This window comes from Streptomyces sp. NPDC104226 (assembly GCF_055584085.1).
This window is the reverse complement of the sequence record NZ_JBVJMS010000010.1, coordinates 322785-340682: the sequence shown is the minus strand read 5'-3', so window position 1 is coordinate 340682 and position 17898 is coordinate 322785. Positions and strand designations below refer to the sequence as shown.

At 71.4% G+C, this 17898-nt stretch carries 16 protein-coding genes; 10 read left to right on the top strand and 6 right to left on the bottom strand.

Going from position 1 to position 17898, the window contains the following annotated elements:
* Positions 1 to 44: 44 nt before the first annotated feature.
* On the bottom strand, positions 45 to 515 hold the full coding sequence (locus tag ACZ60J_RS30170; protein WP_469686667.1) for a transcriptional regulator: 471 nt from the start codon (positions 513 to 515) through the stop codon (positions 45 to 47).
* Between the two features lie 566 nt (positions 516 to 1081).
* On the opposite strand from ACZ60J_RS30170, the gene ACZ60J_RS30165 reads away from it, so the two are divergent.
* Both ACZ60J_RS30165 and ACZ60J_RS30160 read left to right on the top strand, forming a co-directional pair.
* Entirely contained in the window at positions 1082 to 1852 is a 771-nt protein-coding gene (locus ACZ60J_RS30165) for a helix-turn-helix domain-containing protein (protein ID WP_469686666.1), read from the top strand.
* A complete protein-coding gene (locus ACZ60J_RS30160) occupies positions 1849 to 2322 on the top strand; it encodes an NUDIX hydrolase (protein ID WP_328311583.1) in 474 nt (157 codons plus the stop codon). Before ACZ60J_RS30165 ends, ACZ60J_RS30160 begins: the two co-directional genes overlap by 4 nt.
* On the opposite strand, the gene ACZ60J_RS30155 is transcribed toward ACZ60J_RS30160, so the two are convergent.
* Both ACZ60J_RS30155 and ACZ60J_RS30150 read right to left on the bottom strand, forming a co-directional pair.
* On the bottom strand, positions 2310 to 2879 hold the full coding sequence (locus tag ACZ60J_RS30155; protein ID WP_469686665.1) for an HD domain-containing protein: 570 nt from the start codon (positions 2877 to 2879) through the stop codon (positions 2310 to 2312). The two genes, ACZ60J_RS30160 and ACZ60J_RS30155, sit on opposite strands and share 13 nt — an antisense overlap.
* A gap of 11 nt (positions 2880 to 2890) precedes the next feature.
* Positions 2891 to 3337 (bottom strand): GntR family transcriptional regulator, encoded by a 447-nt coding sequence (locus ACZ60J_RS30150; protein ID WP_469686664.1) that lies wholly within the window; start codon positions 3335 to 3337, stop codon positions 2891 to 2893.
* A 368-nt stretch (positions 3338 to 3705) separates the two neighbouring features.
* On the opposite strand from ACZ60J_RS30150, the gene ACZ60J_RS30145 reads away from it, so the two are divergent.
* From ACZ60J_RS30145 to ACZ60J_RS30125, 5 genes are all read left to right on the top strand, one after another.
* A complete protein-coding gene (locus tag ACZ60J_RS30145; RefSeq protein ID WP_469686663.1) occupies positions 3706 to 4599 on the top strand; it encodes an RNA polymerase sigma-70 factor in 894 nt (297 codons plus the stop codon).
* 59 nt (positions 4600 to 4658) lie between these two features.
* Positions 4659 to 5438, top strand: a complete 780-nt coding sequence (locus tag ACZ60J_RS30140) for an SDR family oxidoreductase (protein ID WP_469686662.1) — start codon at positions 4659 to 4661, stop codon at positions 5436 to 5438.
* 144 nt (positions 5439 to 5582) lie between these two features.
* Complete coding sequence (gene aspT, locus ACZ60J_RS30135) at positions 5583 to 7283, top strand: aspartate-alanine antiporter (protein ID WP_469686661.1); 1701 nt, start codon at positions 5583 to 5585, stop codon at positions 7281 to 7283.
* Positions 7284 to 7364: 81 nt separating this feature from the next.
* On the top strand, positions 7365 to 7580 hold the full coding sequence (locus tag ACZ60J_RS30130) for a type II toxin-antitoxin system VapB family antitoxin (RefSeq protein ID WP_469686659.1): 216 nt from the start codon (positions 7365 to 7367) through the stop codon (positions 7578 to 7580).
* Positions 7577 to 7999 (top strand): PIN domain-containing protein, encoded by a 423-nt coding sequence (locus ACZ60J_RS30125; RefSeq protein ID WP_469686657.1) that lies wholly within the window; start codon positions 7577 to 7579, stop codon positions 7997 to 7999. The genes ACZ60J_RS30130 and ACZ60J_RS30125 overlap by 4 nt, the downstream gene beginning before the upstream one ends.
* Positions 8000 to 8026: 27 nt before the next feature.
* On the opposite strand, the gene ACZ60J_RS30120 is transcribed toward ACZ60J_RS30125, so the two are convergent.
* Positions 8027 to 8890: a universal stress protein gene (locus ACZ60J_RS30120; protein ID WP_469686656.1), complete on the bottom strand. Its 864-nt coding sequence runs from the start codon at positions 8888 to 8890 to the stop codon at positions 8027 to 8029.
* Positions 8891 to 9030: 140 nt separating this feature from the next.
* On the opposite strand from ACZ60J_RS30120, the gene ACZ60J_RS30115 reads away from it, so the two are divergent.
* On the top strand, positions 9031 to 9432 hold the full coding sequence (locus ACZ60J_RS30115; RefSeq protein ID WP_469686654.1) for a TOBE domain-containing protein: 402 nt from the start codon (positions 9031 to 9033) through the stop codon (positions 9430 to 9432).
* A 54-nt stretch (positions 9433 to 9486) separates the two neighbouring features.
* On the opposite strand, the gene ACZ60J_RS30110 is transcribed toward ACZ60J_RS30115, so the two are convergent.
* Positions 9487 to 10962, bottom strand: a complete 1476-nt coding sequence (locus tag ACZ60J_RS30110) for a helix-turn-helix domain-containing protein (RefSeq protein WP_469686652.1) — start codon at positions 10960 to 10962, stop codon at positions 9487 to 9489.
* A gap of 266 nt (positions 10963 to 11228) precedes the next feature.
* Here ACZ60J_RS30110 and ACZ60J_RS30105 point away from each other — a divergent pair, with 266 nt between their 5' ends.
* Both ACZ60J_RS30105 and ACZ60J_RS30100 read left to right on the top strand, forming a co-directional pair.
* A complete protein-coding gene (locus ACZ60J_RS30105) occupies positions 11229 to 12077 on the top strand; it encodes an FAD binding domain-containing protein (RefSeq protein ID WP_469686651.1) in 849 nt (282 codons plus the stop codon).
* Positions 12074 to 14878, top strand: a complete 2805-nt coding sequence (locus tag ACZ60J_RS30100; RefSeq protein ID WP_469686650.1) for a molybdopterin-dependent oxidoreductase — start codon at positions 12074 to 12076, stop codon at positions 14876 to 14878. The genes ACZ60J_RS30105 and ACZ60J_RS30100 overlap by 4 nt, the downstream gene beginning before the upstream one ends.
* Positions 14879 to 14935: 57 nt before the next feature.
* Here the strand turns inward: ACZ60J_RS30100 and ACZ60J_RS30095 are convergent, their stop codons facing one another.
* Positions 14936 to 17725: a PKD domain-containing protein gene (locus tag ACZ60J_RS30095; RefSeq protein ID WP_469686649.1), complete on the bottom strand. Its 2790-nt coding sequence runs from the start codon at positions 17723 to 17725 to the stop codon at positions 14936 to 14938.
* Between the last annotated feature and the right edge of the window lie 173 nt (positions 17726 to 17898).

The following is a 17898-nucleotide window of genomic DNA, read 5'->3' as shown; positions in this document are numbered from 1 at the left end:
GCCTCGGTCCGTGGTGAGAGGCAGCGCCCCAGCAGGAAGGGGGGTCAGACGGTGGTGATGAGGAGCGCGGCGACCAGCAGCCACAGGTGGTGGAAGGCCTGGTCGAGCGCGTAGGCCCCGGTTCCGAGGTGGCCGGCAGGCTTGCCCTCGGCGGTGACCGGGTGAACCGGGTGCGCCCCGGTGCCCAGGGCGTAGAACTCCGCGAGGCCGACAGCCTTGGCGAGGGCGGCCAGGGTGCTGCGGCGGTCAGCCCACCAGTGCGTCACGGCATCCACACCGAGCCCGACCACCAGTCCCAGAACCGAAAGGTCAAGGCCCAGCAGCAGCGCGACGGGGAGGAGTACGGCGAGCTTGGTGGCGGTCAGGGTGGCGACGTGGCGGGCATCGGCCAGGCGCCCGGTCCAGCCCGGCTTGCCCTTCTGGGCCGACTGGTGCGAGGTCTGGACCCAGTGGTCACCCACGCTGTGAGCGACGTACAGGGCGATGAACACGGCAGCGAAAGTTGCAGCATTCATGAGAACTCCTTTGGCGAAGGAATGCCGGAGCAGCCTCGGTCCGTGGTGAGAGGCGGCTGGCCCCGGGCAGTTGCAGACAGAGCCCCAGCAGACGGGGCCCGCGCTCCGGCCAGGAGTCGAACCTGACCTACGACCATCGGAGCAACACGGAGGGCGGAGCCCTCCGGTCAAGCAATGCCGGATCCACCAAGAAGACAGATCCGGGCAGGCACCTGGCCCGACATGGGCGGTCGGGGTGGTGGCCTGCACCCATCACCACACGTGTGCATGTGGCTGGGTCGGCACGCTCTTCAGTTCTCAAGCAACGGACGCGGCCTTCGTACTCACCCCTGGGGGGCTTTCCTCCGGGCGTTTCATGAGGAACATGTATTACGTGTTCCTCATCTTGCAGAGAAGGATTCGCTCCGTCAAGCCCTTCGACTTTTTGGGGTTCTGCGAGTCCCTCGCTCGTTCTGCTTACAGATTGGCCCCAGGGCCGAAGACGATCGACCTCGCACATGTACGACTTGTGGACGACTTCGCTAGGGTGAAGTCGCACCAAGTCGTCCCAGGGGGGAGAGCACGGCATGGCCAACGAACGACTGCGCGGCGCGATCATCGAGAGCGGCCTGACGCTCGATCAAGTAGGGGCGCGCCTAGGGGTGTCAGCGAAGACCGTGGAGCGCTGGATCGGTGACCCAAAGCGCAAGCCCTACCGCCGCTTCCAGTACGCCGCAGCCTCGCTGCTTCAGTGCGAGATGTCCTACCTCTGGCCGGAGGAGCGCACGTCTTCCGAGGTCACAGAGGCGGGGAACGCAGAGCTGATCAAGCTGTACCCGCACCGCTCCGTCGTGCCGAACCGCTTGTGGCCGCAGCTCTACGCAAAGGCGAAGCAGCACTTCGACGTCCTCGTCTACTCCGGCTTCTGGCTCACGGAGGACGCCGCGTTCCACCAGGTCGTGAAGGAGAAGTCAGCGGCCGGCGTCTCCATCCGCTTCATGCTCGGCGAACCGGAGAGCCCGGCCGTCGCGGTGCGCGGTGCAGATGAGGGCATCGGCTCCGCCATGGCCAGCAAGGTTCGGAACGCCCTCGTCAACTACGGCCCCCTCTTCGGACTCCCGGGGGTGGAGTTCAGGCTCCACGCCACAACCCTCTACAACTCGATCTACCGAGCTGACGACGAGATGCTGGCCAACGGCCATCTGTACGGGGTCGGCGCGTACATGGCCCCGGTCCTGCACATCCAGCGGGTGGCCGGAGGTGAACTGTTCGATGCGTACGCTGAGAGCATCGAACGGGTCTGGGAAACGGCCAGGCCCATCACATCACCCGTCGACTTCGGAGGTCCGCACGCATGAGCCGAATCGACTACTTCCGCGACCCCAACGCGCCGGCCGCCAACTCGGTGGTCCCCTCGGTCACCGCAGTCGTCCGTGACGACGCCGGACGGCTGCTCATCATCCACAAGACCGACAACGACCTGTGGGCACTCCCCGGCGGCGGCCACGACATCGGCGAGAGCATCGGCGACACGGTTGTGCGGGAGGTGGAGGAGGAAACGGGAATCACGGTCGAGATCGATGGCATCTCGGGGCTCTACACCGACCCTCAGCACGTGCTCGCGTACGACGACGGCGAGGTGCGGCAGCAGTTCTCGATCTGCTTCCGCGCCCACCCGACCGGCGGTTCACTTCGGACGAGCAGCGAGTCGAAGGAAGTCCGCTGGATGGATCCGGCGGACCTCGACGACCTGGACATCCACCCGTCCATGAGGCTGCGCATCCAGCACGGCCTGGACGACTCACGGACCGAGCCCTACATCGGCTGATCTCCGGCGGCCACCTTGGCCATGCGGGACTCCACCCGATCCGCAGCCGCATGGATTTCCGGTGCCGCCCGCTGGATGAAGCGGCCGACGATCGTGTCCGGCCCGTACCGCTCCACGATCTCAGCCAGCCGCCGCGTCGGCGTGGTGTGGAGCCCGTCCGGCGTAGTCGTCATGTCGCAGAACAGCAGCGCGTCCACGAGGTCGGGACGCTCCAGCTCGAATTCGCTCTCCAGCTCATGCCGGAGTCCCCGCTCCTCGGCCTCCAGGAGAGCGCAGGAGTGATGGGCCACTAGGCGGACAACCCGTTCGTCCGCGCCCTCCTGGTCACGGAGGAACCGGGCCCCGTCCAGCGGGTGGAAGCCGGTGGTGGCGAGGCTCGGCGAGTAGCCGATGTCATGCAGCACCGCGGCTGCTTCCAGCAGCTCCGCATCGGCGCTGAGGATCGGGCCCAGGGATCGGGCGCGCTCGGCTACCCCGAGCGAGTGCACCCACCGGCGCGGCAGCGGATCAGACAGCAGCGATTCGGAGAGCGAGTAGGCCCACGTAGTCAGTCCCATGACGGCCAAGGCTACGGCCGGCCGGTCCGAGTGGGGAGGGCGCGTACGGTGCGCCCCTTGCCGTGGACAGTGTCGAGCAATCCTGTTCCCTCCATCTGGGCAATGGCGCGGCGCACGGCCGTGCGCGATACGTCGAAGCGCTCACAGAGCTTGGCCTCCGACGGGTAGGCGTCCCCGACCGCAAGCGAATCCTCCGTGATCACGTCGGTCATCCGCTCCACGAGGGTTCGCCGGTCGCCGCCCCGTGACACGCTCCAGCCCTTGCCGGGCGCGGACTGAACCACACCCTCAGCTTCGAGAACCTTCAGCGCGCGGCGGATCGTGTTGCGGGCGACCCCGTGCGCGCTGACGAGATCAGCCTCTGATGGCAGCGCGTCAACGATCTCGCCCTCTTCGATCCCCTTGCGCAATGCCTCCGAAATAGCCAGGTAGGTTCCGCGCGGACTGGCCTCCGACACGTGGGCTCCTCTCGCTCTCTCCGTTGCTCGCTGCCAAGGGTGCCACGGGGCTCGGCACCCGACCGGGGGTGCTCCTACCCCCGGCAATCCTTGTCCTGGTCTTTGTCCAGTACGCCCCCGGTCGCCGCCGTTCAACGCCGTACGCGTACCCCGAGCAGCCTGCCCTGCGGACGTCCCTGAACGCCCCTGAACGGCCATGCGGACAGTTGGAAAGCGTGTTGGGGGCAACCCCTCACGAGTTCGAATCTCGTATCCTCCGCCATTGCTCTCACCGGGCAATAAGTCGAAGAGCCCCGCTGCTTGCAGCGGGGCTCTTCGACTTTCTCCTCCTGTCCCCCTCCCCCGGTGGCCCCGCTTAGCGTGGGGCCATGGACACGGCGCAGGAGTTCGAGACCCATCGGCCGAGGCTGTTCTCACTGGCGTACCGGATGCTCGGCTCGGCGGCCGAGGCCGAGGACGCCGTGCAGGACGCGTACCTGCGCTGGCACGGGGTCGAGCCCGGCCAGGTGGCCGCGCCGGGCGCGTGGCTGGCCAAGGTCCTCACCAACCTGTGCCTGAACCGGCTCACTTCCGCCCGGGTGCAGCGCGAGGAGTACTTCGGGCCCTGGATCCCGGAGCCCGTGGGGACCGGCGCCGGCGTGCTGGGACCCATGGAGACGGCCGAGCAGCGGGACTCGGTGTCCTTCGCCGTGCTGACGATGATGGAGCAGCTGTCGCCGCCCGAGCGGGCCGCCGTGGTGCTGCGCGACGCCTTCGACTACAGCCACCGCGACGTCGCGGGCGTCCTGGACTGCTCTGAGGCGAACGCGCGCCAGCTCTACCGCCGGGCCAGGCAGCACCTCGCCGACGGCCGGCCGCGGTTCACCAGCTCCCGGGAGCAGGACGACGAGCTGCTGGCCCGGTTCCTGGCCGCCGCGTCCGGGGGTGAGATGGCCCAGCTGGAACAGCTGCTCGCCGACCAGGTGGTCGTCTGGTCGGACGGCGGCGGCAAGGCGAGTGCGGCGAGCCGGCCGGTGGCCGGGCGGGACAACGCGGCCCGTTTCCTGATCGGCCTCTTCTCCCGGTGGGTCAACGCCGCGCAGATCGGTTTCGCCGAGGTGAACGGCGTTCCGGCCGTGACCGGCTGGGCGGACGGCGAGCTGACCGCGTTCGGCGCGCTGGAGCTCGGCGAGGGCGGGATCACCGGCGTCCGGCTCGTCCTGAACCCGGACAAACTCGCCTTCCTCGCAACTCAGCTCCGAGAGCTGTCACAGAACGCCTGACCCGTCGGTTCTTCATCGGTGACGGCGACCGCGGCTTCGGAAGGCTGGGACTGATACCGATGAAGAACGACACGATCATGGTGACCGGGGCGACGGGCACGCTCGGCCGCGAGGTGCTGGAGCGGGTCCGCCGCACCGGCCGCCCGGTCCGCGCGCTCACGCGCCGGACCGCGCTGCCGCAGGACGCCGGGGTGGACTGGTACATCGGCGACCTGACCACCGGCGCCGGACTCGACGAGGCGCTCGCGGGCGTCGGTACGGTCATCCACTGCGCGAGCGACCTCCGGCACTTCAAGAACGACGTCCCGGGCCTGCGGAACCTGCTGGACGCCGTGGAGCGGGCCGGCGTCGAGCACGTCGTCAACATCTCGATCGTCGGCGTCGACCGGATCCCGTACCCGTACTACCGGGTCAAGCTGGAGGGCGAGCAGCTCCTCGCCGCCTCGGGGGCCGGCTGGACCACCCTGCGGGCCACCCAGTTCCCCGCACTGCTCGACCTGGCCCTCGGGGCCCTGTCCAAGCTCCCGGTGGTCCTCGTACCGTCCGGCACCGACTGCCAGCCGGCCGACGCGGGCGAAGTGGCGGACCGGCTGGTCGAGCTCGCCCTCGGCGCCCCGGCGGGCCGGGTGCCCGACTTCGCCGGCCCGGCCGTGTACCCGGCGACCCGGCTCGCCAAGGACTGGCTGCACGCCGCCGGCAAGCGGCGCGCCGTCCTGCCCGTCCGGATCCCCGGCAAGGTCGGAGCCGCCTGGCGCGCCGGCCACCTGACCGCCCCCGGGCAGGCGGTCGGGCGCCGCACCTGGGAGGAGTACCTCGCCGAGCGGGTCGCCACCCGCTGACGTGGCCGACCGGGTCGACGGCGGCCGACGCGCTGGACGCGCTGGCCGTATCTGGACGTGCTGGACGTGCGGGTGGACATACCCGCACATACCGTTTCCCGAGACGGCCGATGAGGCGCGGGAGGTGCACGGGAGGCGGCGCGGATGGACTGGCTCAGGAGGGAGATCTTCCAGCCCTACCCCGAGCTGCTGATCTTCCTGACCATCGCCGTCGGCTTCCTGCTCGGCCGCCTCCGGTACAAGTCCATCGCCCTCGGCGCCGTCACCGGATGCCTGGTCGCCGGCCTGGTCATCGGCTCCCAGGCCAAGGTCGAGATCGACGGTCCGATCAAGTCCGTCTTCTTCCTCATGTTCCTCTTCGCCCTGGGCTACGACGTCGGCCCGCAGTTCTTCCGCGCCCTGCGCAAGGACGGCCTCCCCCAGGTCCTCCTCGCCCTCGTCGTCTGCGTCACCGGCCTCGCCACCGCCTGGGCCTGCGCCACGCTCGCCGGCTACGGCACCGGCCTCTCCGCCGGGCTGCTCGGCGGCGGCCTCACCCAGTCCGCCGTCATCGGCGTCGGCTCCGACGCCATCGCCCACCTGCCCGGGGTCAGCGCGGCCGAGGCCCGGGACCAGTCCCATCTGATCGCCGTCGCCTACGCGGTCACGTACCCCCTCGGCACCGTGCTGCCCGCGCTGCTCCTCGCCGGGATCCTGCCCCGCCTGCTGCGCCGGGACCTCGCGGAGGAGAGCGCCGTGCTCGCGGCCGACCTGGAGGCCGCCGAGGACGACCCCGACGCCGGGGAGGGCTACTACAAGCACGTGCTGCGCGCGTACGCCGTCGACGTGGCGGCCTTCGCGGGGCGCACGATCGGGGACTTCGAGGCGGAGCAGAAGGCCGCGGGGCGGCGGCTCTACATCACCCGGGTGCGGCGGGGCGGGGAGATCCTGGAGCACACGGCGGACACCCGGGTCGAGATCGGGGACGTCCTGGCCGTCAGCGCGGTCCGCGGCGACCTCGTCGCGTACGACGCGCGCACGCACATCGGGATGGAGACCGACGACTTCGAGCTGCTGGCCTACCGCACCGAGTCCCTGCACGTGGTCATCACCGACCGGAACCTCAGCGGCCGCACCATCCGCACCCTGCGCCACGAGGAGTTCATGCCGGGCGTCTTCGTCGACGGGCACTGGCGGGCCGGTGCCGACCTGCGGGTCCGCCTCGACAGCACCGTGGAGCGGGGCGACACCCTGGTCCTCACGGGGCCGCGCAAGCGGGTGGAGGCGGCCGCGGCGGAGCTGGGCAAGCCGGTGCCGACCAGCTTCGCGACGGACATGGTGTGGATCGCGCTCGGGCTCTTCCTCGGCGGCTGCCTCGGCATCCCGGCGCTGCACGCGGCGGGTGCTCCGCTGTCGCTGTCCACCTCCACCGGGGCGCTGCTGATGGGGCTGGTCTTCGGCTGGATCCGGAGCAAGTACCCGACGTACGGGAACCTGCCGTCGGCGGCGCAGTGGCTGATGGGCACGCTCGGGCTGTGCGTGTTCGTCACGGTCGTCGGCCTCAACGCAGGCCCGAGCTTCGTCCCGGGCCTGCGCGAAGCCGGCTGGCCGCTGCTCCTGTGGGGCGCCGCCGTGACGAGCGTGCCGCTGCTGGCCGGATTCGCCTACGGGCACTTCGTGCAGCGCCTCCCCCTCCCGATCCTGCTCGGCGCCCTGGCCGGAGCCCAGACCACCACGGCCGCGCTGGGCGCCCTGACGGAACGCGCGCGCAGCCAGATCCCGGCCCTGGGGACGACGGTCCCGTACGCCCTGGGCAACGTCCTGCTGACGATGTGGGGGTCGGTGATCGTGCTGTTGCGGCGGTAGCGGGCCACTAGGGACGGGTTCCCCGCGAGATACCTTGAAAGATATAATCGGCATCCGAGTTGATATCAGCGGAGGTGCCCCGTGAGTAGAACCGTGATCGACCTCGACGATGAGCTGCTTGCTGACGTCGCCCAGGCACTCGGCACGAGCACCAAGCGGGACACGGTCAACACCGCGCTGCGCGAGGTCCTGGAGACCCGGCGCCGGGCCCTTGCGCTGACACGTCTCCGCGCGGCCGCCGCCGAAGGCGCCTTCGACCTGGACCTTTTTGACGACAAGGGGAACTACCGGCGGTGAGCGCTGCCCAATTCCTCATCGACACCAGCGCGTTGGCCCGACTCATGCGGGGCGACGCCGAACAGTACGGCTGGGACCAGGCGGCGGCGGCCGGGCTCATCGCCACCTGCCCGATCACCGAGCTGGAGTTCTTCTACAGCGCCCGGTCCGCCGAGGACCGGGCGCGGGGCATCGAGGACATGCGCCTGCTGTTCGGCTGGGTGCCCGTCGACGACCGCGCCTACGACCGCGCCTGGCAGGTGCAGGAGGTGCTGACCCGGCGGGGTCAGCACCGAAGTGCCGGCGCCGTGGACCTCGTCGTCGCCGCGACCGCGGAACTGCAGGGGCTGACCCTCCTGCACCGCGACCGCGACTTCGAGTGCATCGCGGCCGTCACCGGCCAGGCCCTGCAGTGGTACGGCCCGGCGGCCGACAAGTAGGAACGGCGGGCCGCCCGGGCTCGCCCCCTAGCCGTGGGGGATCAGGGCCACCGGGCTGTGGGCGTGGTGGGCCACCGCGTGGTCCGTGGGGCCCATGCCGTGGAGCGGGCGGTGGTGGCGGCGGCCCACGACCAGGAGGTCGGCCTCGGCGGACTCCTCCAGCAGGAGCTCCGCCGGGTCGCCCGAGCGGGTCACGCACTGCGTCGGCACCGACGGGTGGGCCGCACCGGCCGCGGCCACCGCCGCTTCGAGGGGCTCCGGTGCGGCCGGGCCCGCCCGCACCACGTGCACCGCGCGGAGCGGGAGGGCGTGCCGCGCGGCCCAGGCGTACGCGAAGCCGAGGACCGCGGCGTGGTCGCCCGCCGGGTCCACCCCGACGACGACCCCGCGTCCGTGCGGCGCGCGCTCGACGGGCTCCCGCACCAGGACGACCGGCACCTCGGCGCGCCCCGCGACGTGCAGCGCGGTGGAGCCGAGCCGCGGCACCACGTGGCGTTCCTCGCCGCTCGCGCCGAGCACGATCAGCCCGGCGTTCGCCCCGGCGGCCGCCCGCGGGATCTCGTTGCCGGCTCCGCCCTCCGCCGTGCTCGCCCCGACGTCCAGGCCCGGGTGGGCGGCGCGGAGTTCCGCGACGGCGGAGGACAGTACGGCCCTCGCCGCGGACTCGTTCGCGCCGAGCACGGGCTGGAACTCCGGGGAGATCGGCTGGACGGTCGGCCAGGCCTGGCCCACGTGGAGCAGCCGCAGCGGCGCCCCGGCCGCCATGGCCTCGCGGGCGGCCCACCGGGCGGCGGCGATGCTCCGGGGCGAACCGTCGAAGCCGACGATGACGGGGCGGGAGGGCAGGGCGGGCGAGGTGGGCGGGACAGACGGGACGGACGGGACGGACATCGGCGGCACCCTTCGTTTTCCGGTCGCACCTACGACGCTACGCCTCTTGACCTATTTGTCCCGTGGGGGAGGTTTGGGGGATGTTTGTCTCTTGTTCTGACCCGCCCTGCCGGGGACCGGCACGGCACTAGGCTGCGGGCGTGCCGTCGTACTCGATAGGGCAGGCTGCCGGTCTGCTGTGCGTGAGCCCCGAAACCGTCCGCCGCTGGGCCGACGGGGGGCGGCTGCCCGTCCGCCGGTCACCCGAGGGGGTGCGCACCGTCGACGGGGTGGCCCTCGCCGCCTTCGCCAAGGAGCGGGGCGCCGCCCCGCATCCGGTACCGGAGAAGGCGGCCGCCACCTCCGTGCGCAACTCCTTCGCCGGGATCGTCACCGCCGTCCGGTGCGACGCGGTCGCCGCCCAGGTCGAGATCCAGTCGGGCCGGCACCGCCTGGTCTCCGTGGTGACCCGGGAGTCGGTCGAGGAACTCGGCATCGCGGTCGGGGTCACCGTGACGGCCCGGGTGAAGTCCACGGACGTCCACATCGACCTGGCCTTCTAGCAGCGGCGCGGACTGGCAGGGCAGCGGCACGGACCAGCGGCGCAGCGGCGCGGACTAGCAGCGCAGCGCCGCGTACAGGTCCAGCTTGTGGTCGAGGCGCGAGAGGTCGCGGCCGGTCAGCGCCTCCACCCGCTCGATCCGGTAGTGGACCGTGTTGACGTGCAGGTGCAGGGCCTCCGCCGTACGCGTCCACGAGCAGTTGTTCGCAAGGAACACCTCCAGGGTCTCCCGGAGCATCCCGTCCCCGAGCGAGCCCAGCGTCCGCGTCCCGAACACCCCGCGCACCTCCGGCGGGACCCCCGACAGCAGTTCGGCCAGGGTGTCCAGCTGCTCGACCCCGCGGACCGCGACCGCCTCGTCCGCCGCCGTCAGCGCGAAGCGGGCCTGGGACAGGGACACGCGCAGCCCCTCCGCCGATTCCGTCCGCGCGCCCACGCCGAGCCGCAGGTCGGCCCCCGGCTCGGCGCAGGCCTGGAGCAGCGGCCACACGGCGCGCAGCCGGTCGGCGAGATCGGCGGTGGGGGCCGCCCCGGCGGCATCCGCGCCGTCCGGGCCCTCGTACAGCACCGCCCCGCCCGGCCCCGCCGCCCACCGGGCGCCCTCCAGGTGCCCCAGCGCCTCCGCCAGCGCGTCCCCGTCGGTCGCCGTCACCACGCGGTACGGGCCCCCCGCGGGCAGTCCGGCCGCCTGGAGCGCGGCGCCGAGGAGGTCCGGTTCCGCCCCGTCCGCCACCAGGGCGAGCAGGTCCCGTCCGGCGGCCCGGCGCGCGGCCACCCGGCGGGCCGTGCCGTCGCGGTACTGCGCGAACACCTCGGCGATCTCGTGGAGCACCCGCGGCGGCGCCGCGTCCGCGTCCGGGACGTGCAGCAGCCAGGCGTCGTACGGGGAGCTCTCGGCCTCGACGCCGAGCGAGACCCCGCCCTTCGCGGCGGAGGCGGCCCGCTGTGCCGGGATCGCGGGCGCGGACGCGGTACGGGCCACCGTGCGGCCGCTCGCGGTCAGCAGGTAGCAGGGCAGCCGGCCCAGGTGCGCACACGCCCGGTCCAGCAGCTCCGCCGGCCCGGCCCCGCCCTCCAGGAGCCGGCTCAGCTCGCTGCGCACGTTCTCGGGAAGCGCGAAGTGCCGGGTCGGGCGCCGGCTGAGGTCGCCCCACTGGCGCAGGTACACCGCTTCGGTGACGGCCCGGAAGCTGGTCCGCGCGGGCACCGCCACCAGCGGCATCCGGTGGGCCCGGCAGGCGGCGACGACCTCCTCGGGCACCCCTCCGTGGGTCTCCTCGCCCGCCAGCAGCGCCCGCGCTCCGGCCTCGGCGAGGGCGGCGACGAAACGGTCGGTCCTGGCCTCGGCCGAGGCCCCCGGACGCCACCACACGAGACCGCTGAGCACCAGCTCTCCGGGGCCCAGGAACCGGCCCGGGTCCTCCAGGTCGGTGGCGGTCACCCCGCTGACCTCCTGGCCGAGAAGGGACTGCTCGCCCCACAGCAGGGTGAGGCCGAGGTTGTCGGACTGGAGCAGGTCGAGGACGTGCATGACGGGGACTCCTTGCGGCGGGTGGCAGCCCACAATCGCGAGGCGAATATGAGGATTCCCATGGTAAATGCAAGGGCAACCCTTCGAACAGCCTCTTGGATGATCCACCAGGTACGCCCCGTCGGCCCTGGTGTTTTTCCGTGCCGGGGACCAGTCGTCCCCGCCCCCGGCCCGTTGTTTCACTGAGCAAGCCGCCGAAAAGCGACGAAAAAGCGACCGCGCAACGACGAAGAACCACGAGACGACGACGGAAAGGATGGCGGGAAATGGACCTCAACACGGTGCTCGACGTACGCGACGCTCGCCGCCGCGAACCCTGGCGGCCGGGTGACGCCTGGCTCGGCGGCGGGACGTACCTCTTCTCCGAGCCCCAGCCCCACATCCGCCGCCTCGTCGACCTCTCCCGGATGGGCTGGCCGCCCCTCTCCTGGCAGCCCGACGGCTCCCTCGACATCGCCGCGACCTGCACCATCACCGAGCTGTCCCGCTTCGGCCGGACCCTGCCCACCACGGCCGCGCCGCTCTTCGAACAGTGCTGCCGGGCCTTCCTCGCCAGCTTCAAGATCTGGAACATGGCGACCGTCGGCGGCAACCTCTGCAACGGCCTCCCCGCCGGCCCGATGATCTCCCTCACCGCCGCCCTCGACGGCACCGTCCTCCTCCAGGGCCAGGACGGCTCCACCCGGCGCCTGCCCGTCCCCGACTTCATCCGCGGAGCCGGCGTCAAGGACCTGCGCGACGGCGAACTGCTGCGCTCGGTGCGACTGCCCGCCCGCGCCCTGGACTCCCGTACGGCCTTCCGGCAGGCCTCCCTCTACGGCCTGGGCCGCTCCGGCGCGCTCGTCATCGGCGCCTACGACCCCCGGGACGGCTCCCTCGCCGTCACGGTCTCGGCGGCCACCACCCGCCCCTTCCGCTTCTGGTTCGCGCTGCCGCCCACGGCGGCCGAGCTGCGCCGGACCATCGACGACACCGTCCGGCCCGACGAGTGGTACGACGACATCCACGGACTGCCCGCCTGGCGGCGCCACATGGGCCTGCGCCTGGCCGAGGAGGTCCGCCGCGAACTGACGGGCGAGCCGACGGGCGACGAGGCCCCGGAGGGACTGCGATGACCACCAGCAGCAGTAGCGGCACCGGCAGCGGCTACGAGATCGACATCAACAAGCAGCGTTTCACCGAGGAGCCCCGCGCCGGCCAGTGCCTGCGGACCTACCTCCGCGACCGCGGCTGGTTCGGCGTGAAGAAGGGCTGCGACCAGGGCGACTGCGGTGCCTGCACGGTCCACGTCGACGGGCAGCCGGTCCACAGCTGCCTCTACCCGGCCGTCCGCGCCGAGGGCCGCTCCGTCACCACCGTCGAGGGACTGTGTTCGCCCGGCGGCGAGCTCCATCCCGCCCAGCAGCAGTTCCTCGACGCCCAGGGCTTCCAGTGCGGCTTCTGCACCGCCGGGTTCCTGATGACCACCTCCGCCCTCCAGGCCGAGCAGGGCACCGCCCACGACGACGGCAAGCTCGACGACCTCCCGCGCGCCTTCAAGGGCAACATCTGCCGCTGCACGGGGTACCGCGCCATCGAGGACGCCGTACGCGGCGTGAAGCACGTCGAAACCCCCTCGGAGGGCCAGGCCGTCGGCAAGTCCCTCGGTGCGCCGGCCGGCCCGCAGGTGGTCACGGGCACGGCCCGCTACACCTTCGACGTCGAGGTCCCCGGGCTGCTGCACATGAAGCTGCTGCGCTCCCCGCACCCGCACGCCCGGATCGTCTCCATCGACACCACCGAGGCCCTCCAGGTCCCCGGCGTGCACGCGGTGTTCACCCACCACGACGCCCCCGACCACCTGTACTCGAGCGCCCGCCACGAGCACCCCACCGAGGACCCGATGGACACCCGCGTCTTGGACGACGTGGTCCGCTTCGTCGGCCAGCGCGTGGCGGCCGTCGTCGCGGACTCCGAGCAGGCCGCCGAGGAGGGCTGCCGCCGCGTGGTGGTCACGTACGAGGAACTCCCGTACGTGACCGACCCGGAGGAGGCCATGCTGCCGGGCGCCCCCGTCCTCCATCCCAAGGGCCCCGAGTCGGGGATCTTCCGGGCCGAGAACAACGTGTGCGGCGAGGTCCACAACACCCTCGGCGACATGGAGCAGGGGTACGCGGAGGCGGACGTCGTCCACGAGGAGACCTTCCAAACGCAGCGCGTGCAGCACGCCAGCCTGGAGACCCACGGCAGCGTCGCGTACTTCGAGCCCAAGGAGGACGGGGACGGCGAACGCATCACCGTCCGCTCCTCCACCCAGGCGCCGTTCCTGACCCGGCGGGCCCTGTGCGCCCTCTACGACCTGAACGAGGACGAGGTCCGCGTGGTCGCGGGCCGCGTGGGCGGCGGGTTCGGCGGCAAGCAGGAGATGCTGACCGAGGACATCGTGGTCCTCGCCGCCCTGAAACTCCGCCGCCCCGTGAAACTCGAATTCACCCGCGCCGAGCAGTTCTACGGAGCCACCACCCGCCACCCCTTCAAGATCACCATCAAGATCGGCGCCAAGAAGGACGGCACCCTCACCGCGCTGCGCATCCGGGTCGTCTCCAACACCGGCGCCTACGGGAACCACGGCCCGGCCGTCATGTTCCACAGCGTCGGCGAGTCCTTCGCGGTGTACAAGGCGCCGAACAAGGAGGTGGAGGCGTACTCCGTCTACACCAACGGCGTGCCCGCGGGCGCCTTCCGCGGCTACGGCCTGGGCCAGGTCCTCTTCGCCGTCGAGTCCGTCATGGACGAGCTCGCCATCCGGCTCGGCATGGACCCCCTCGTCCTGCGCGAGAAGAACGTCATCGGCCCCGGCGACCACATGGTCACCCCGATCGGCCACGAGGAGGACCTCTTCATCGCCTCGTACGGGATGAAGCAGTGCATGGAGGTCGTCCGCAAGGCCGTCGCCGAGGACCGCAGCCACGAGGAGGTCCCCGAGGGCTGGCTCACCGGCACGGGGGCGGCGGTCGCGATGATCGCGACCGGGCCGCCCGGCGGCCACTTCGCCGATGCCACGGTCAGCCTGCTGCGCGACGGGACGTACGACATCGCGGTGGGCACGGCCGAGTTCGGCAACGGCACCACCACCGTCCACAAGCAGATCACCGCGGGCGCCCTGAACACCACGGTGGACCGGATCACGGTCCGCCAGTCCGATACCGACGTGGTCCGCCACGACACCGGCGCCTTCGGCTCCGCCGGCACGGTGGTGGCGGGCAAGGCGGTGATGCTGGCGGCCGACGCGCTCGCGGGACGACTGAAGACCTTCGCGGCCCGCCACACGGGCGTGGCACGGCACTTGTGCAAGCTGGAGGGCGAGGCCTTCGACTGCGCGGGACGGGTCGTCACCCTCAAGGAGCTGTACGAGGCCGCGTACGACAAGAACAAGCTGCACGAGATATCGGCGGAGGGCCACTGGACCGGCTCCCCGCGCTCGGTGGCCTTCAACGCCCAGTGGTTCCGGATCGCCGTCGATCCGGACACCGGCGAGATGAAGATCCTCCGCTCCGTCCACGCGGCCGACGCGGGCAAGGTCATGAACCCGATGCAGTGCCGCGGCCAGGTCGAGGGCGGCGTGGCCCAGGCCCTGGGCGCCACCCTCTTCGAGACCGTACGGGTCGACGAGCGCGGGGAGGTCACCACGGCCGCCTTCCGCCGCTACCGCCTCCCGCAGTACGCGGACGTCCCGCGTACGGAGGTCCACTTCATGGAGACCTCCGACTCCATCGGCCCGCTCGGCGCCAAGTCGATGTCCGAGAGCCCCTTCAACCCGGTGGCCCCCGCCTTCGCCAACGCGCTGCGGGACGCGACGGGGATCCGCTTCACGGAACTGCCGGTGACCCGGGACGTGGTCTGGCAGAAGATCCACGAGGCGGGCGGCCGACCCTGAAACACCGGTGGGGCAGCTCCGTCGGAGCTGCCCCAGGGGACTCGGTGCGCGCTGGGGCTACCCCCGCGTGAAGTAGCCGAGGAGGTCGGTGATCACGTGGTTGGGGCCGCCGTGGCTGTTGAAGATGCTGACCTTTCCGCCGGGGGCGACCGGGGAGATCACGTGGTTCGGGACCGTGACGCCCGGGAGGGTGTTGAGGCTGCTGGCGCCCGGCAGGGTGCCGCCGAAGGCGTACGCCGTGAGGAAGCCGGGGGCGGTGGTGTCGGTGGCGGTGATGTTGAGGACCGCACCGATGGCGTTGGAGGGAAGGCCGGTCACCGTGGTGGTGGCGCCGGGGGCGAGCTTGCCCGTGGTGCGGGTGTCCGCCAGGCGCTTGGGGACGACCGGGTTGAAGAGGGTCTTCCCGTCCTTGCCGTAGTAGCCGACGGCGTCGAGGATCACGTGCGTCGAGCCGGTGTTGGTGAAGAGGGTGATGGTGCCGTTCGGGCCGACGGGGACGATGGCCTGGTTGGACTTGTCCTTGCCGGGCTCGACGTTCAGGTTCGAGGTGGCGGGGCGCTTGGCCGGGTCGGGGTAGGCGATGACGTGGGCCTGCTCCTTGGCGCCGGTAGCGGTGAGGTTGAGGGCGACGGCCTTGGCGTCCGCCGGGATGCCGTTGACGCCCGCGACCTTCACCGTGCGGGTCTTGGCGGCGGACAGTGCGCCGCCGGTGGTACGGGTGTCCAGGACCCGGGTCGGGTCGAGAGGCGAGAAGCGGTCGCCGGCGTTGGGCTGGTAGTAGCCGACGAAGTCCACGATCAGCTCGGCCTTGCCGGAGTTCAGCTGCATCTGGAGCGCGCCCCCGCCCGTGGGGACCGTGACCGTGTTCGACGAGGTGCCGCCCGCGCGGACGTTCACGTTCGAGGTAGCCGGACGCGCCTGACCCGAGGGCCACACGGTGAGGTGGGTGTCCTCCGTGGCTCCGGTGACGGTCACGTTGACGACCGCGGAAGCCATGCTGCCCGACAGGGGGTGGCCCGGTACCCGGTGGTGCATCGGCAGGGTCACGTCCAGCGGCCGGCCGGACACGACGGGCTTGCGGTCCGTGCGCGAGTCCTTGATGCGGAACGGCTCCGTGGCCACGTACCCGGACGGCGCGTAGGCGACCTTGATGGTGCGGACGCCAACGGACCTCACGCCCTTGGAGTCCACGAGGGTCAACTTCATCTCGTAGTTGCCGGGCGTGGTGTAGGTGTGCTCGAACGAACGCAGCCCGTCGGCGTGGGCCGTATTGCCGTCACCGAACTCCATGTCCGCGCTCACCACCGGCCAGGGTGCCGAGGTGTGCTCCGTCGGGTCGACGACGACGGTCAGCGGGTCGACCCCCATGGCGCTCGGGTCCGTGCTGGTGGGCAGGGGCTGGCGCACGACGAAGCGAGGGGTCAGCTTGTAGGCCGAGGTCACCTTGATCTTCTTCGACGCGGTGAGCCTCGTCCCCAGGCCGTTGGACACCGTCACGGTGACCACGGTCGAGCCGGAGGAGCTGTAGACGTGCGTCGCAGCTCCGTTGGCGGCGTCTCCCGGGCGGGTGACGACCGGGTCGGTCCCGTCGCCGAAGTCCGTCGCATACGTCAGCCCGGTGGGCCAGTTGCTGTCCGAGCCGGGCTGCACCGTCACCTTCGTGCCGGCCGGAGCCCATTCCTGGTCCACCGACAGGGAGGCCTCGGTCAGGTGCTCCGCGGTCTCGTAGGCGCCGCGGTCGACGTATCCGCCGTTCCTGCCGGTGTTGGGGACGCGCGGGTCGTCCGCGACCGGGTTCCCGTCCATGTCGCCGGTCAGGAGGGCGCCGGGCGCCGTCGGGTCGCCCGAGTCGATGGTGAGGGAGCCGTCCATCACGCCGACGCGGTCGCGGTTCGGTGTGATGATGTCGTGGCCGCCCTGGCCCGTGGCGGCCTGGAACGCCGCCGCGTCCTTGTAGGCCGTACCGGCCCAGGTGTACGGGACCGTGACGATCTTGGGGCTGCCCGCGAGCAGGTTGTAGTCGGCGCGGGTGCCGGACGTCGCGCTCTGCTCCACCACGAGCGGGTTGCGGGTCTTGTCCGCCGCGCACGGGGAGGAGCCGGGCTCCGCGGTGAGGAACACGTTGTTGAGCACGGAGGAGCCGGTCGAGCCGCCGCTGATCGAGAGGCTCGTTCCGCAGCCGCCGGCGAAGTGGTTGTTGGTGAACGCCGTACCGGGTGCGTCCGCCACGACGGCCGGCTTGTCGGTTCCGCCGGTGATCAGGTTCCGGCTGAGAACGGTGCCCCGGCTGCCGCCTTCGATCCGCGTGCCGTCGATGCGGCTCCGGCTGATGCGGACGTCCGTGCTGCCGTCGCCCACCGTCAAGCCCTTGGTGGAGCCCCAGAGCTGGGACTGTTCCACCACCACGTCGCTGGAACGGTTGATCTTCACGCCTGCGTAGAGGGTCAGCCCCCGGACCACCACGTGGGAGGCGCCGGTGATGCTCAGGCCCTGGTGGGAGCGCAGCTGTGCCCTGGAGTCGTCCGTCGCGTCCACCGCGAAGGTGATCGGCTTGCCCGGCTCGCCGGAGCGGTCGATGGTGACGGGCTCGTCGTAGTTCGTCTCCGGGTCGATCAGTACGGTCTGACCCGGCGCGACGGCCTTCACCGCCGCCTGGATCGTGCAGAACGGGGCGGCCCGCGAACCCGTCCCGGTGTCGGTGCAGTGCGCTTCCGGGCGATTGTCCACGTAGAGGCCGGCCGGGCTCCCCGCCGCGGCGACGGCCGGTATGCCGAGGAAGGTGACGCCACCTGCCGTCAGCAGGACCGTGGCACGCGTGCGAAGCACCGCGCTGATGCTCTTGTTCATCCATCCCCCGTCACATCGTTCGACCGTCACCGCTTGGACGGACCGGCCCGCGCGATGGTTGTACGGGGATCCGCGCTTCAGGGCACGGTCATGGATGCCGGCGATCACTGGATCGCATCAGCTGCCAGGCAGATGCGACGACTTCATGCACAGGTGCGGCTCATATCAAGGCA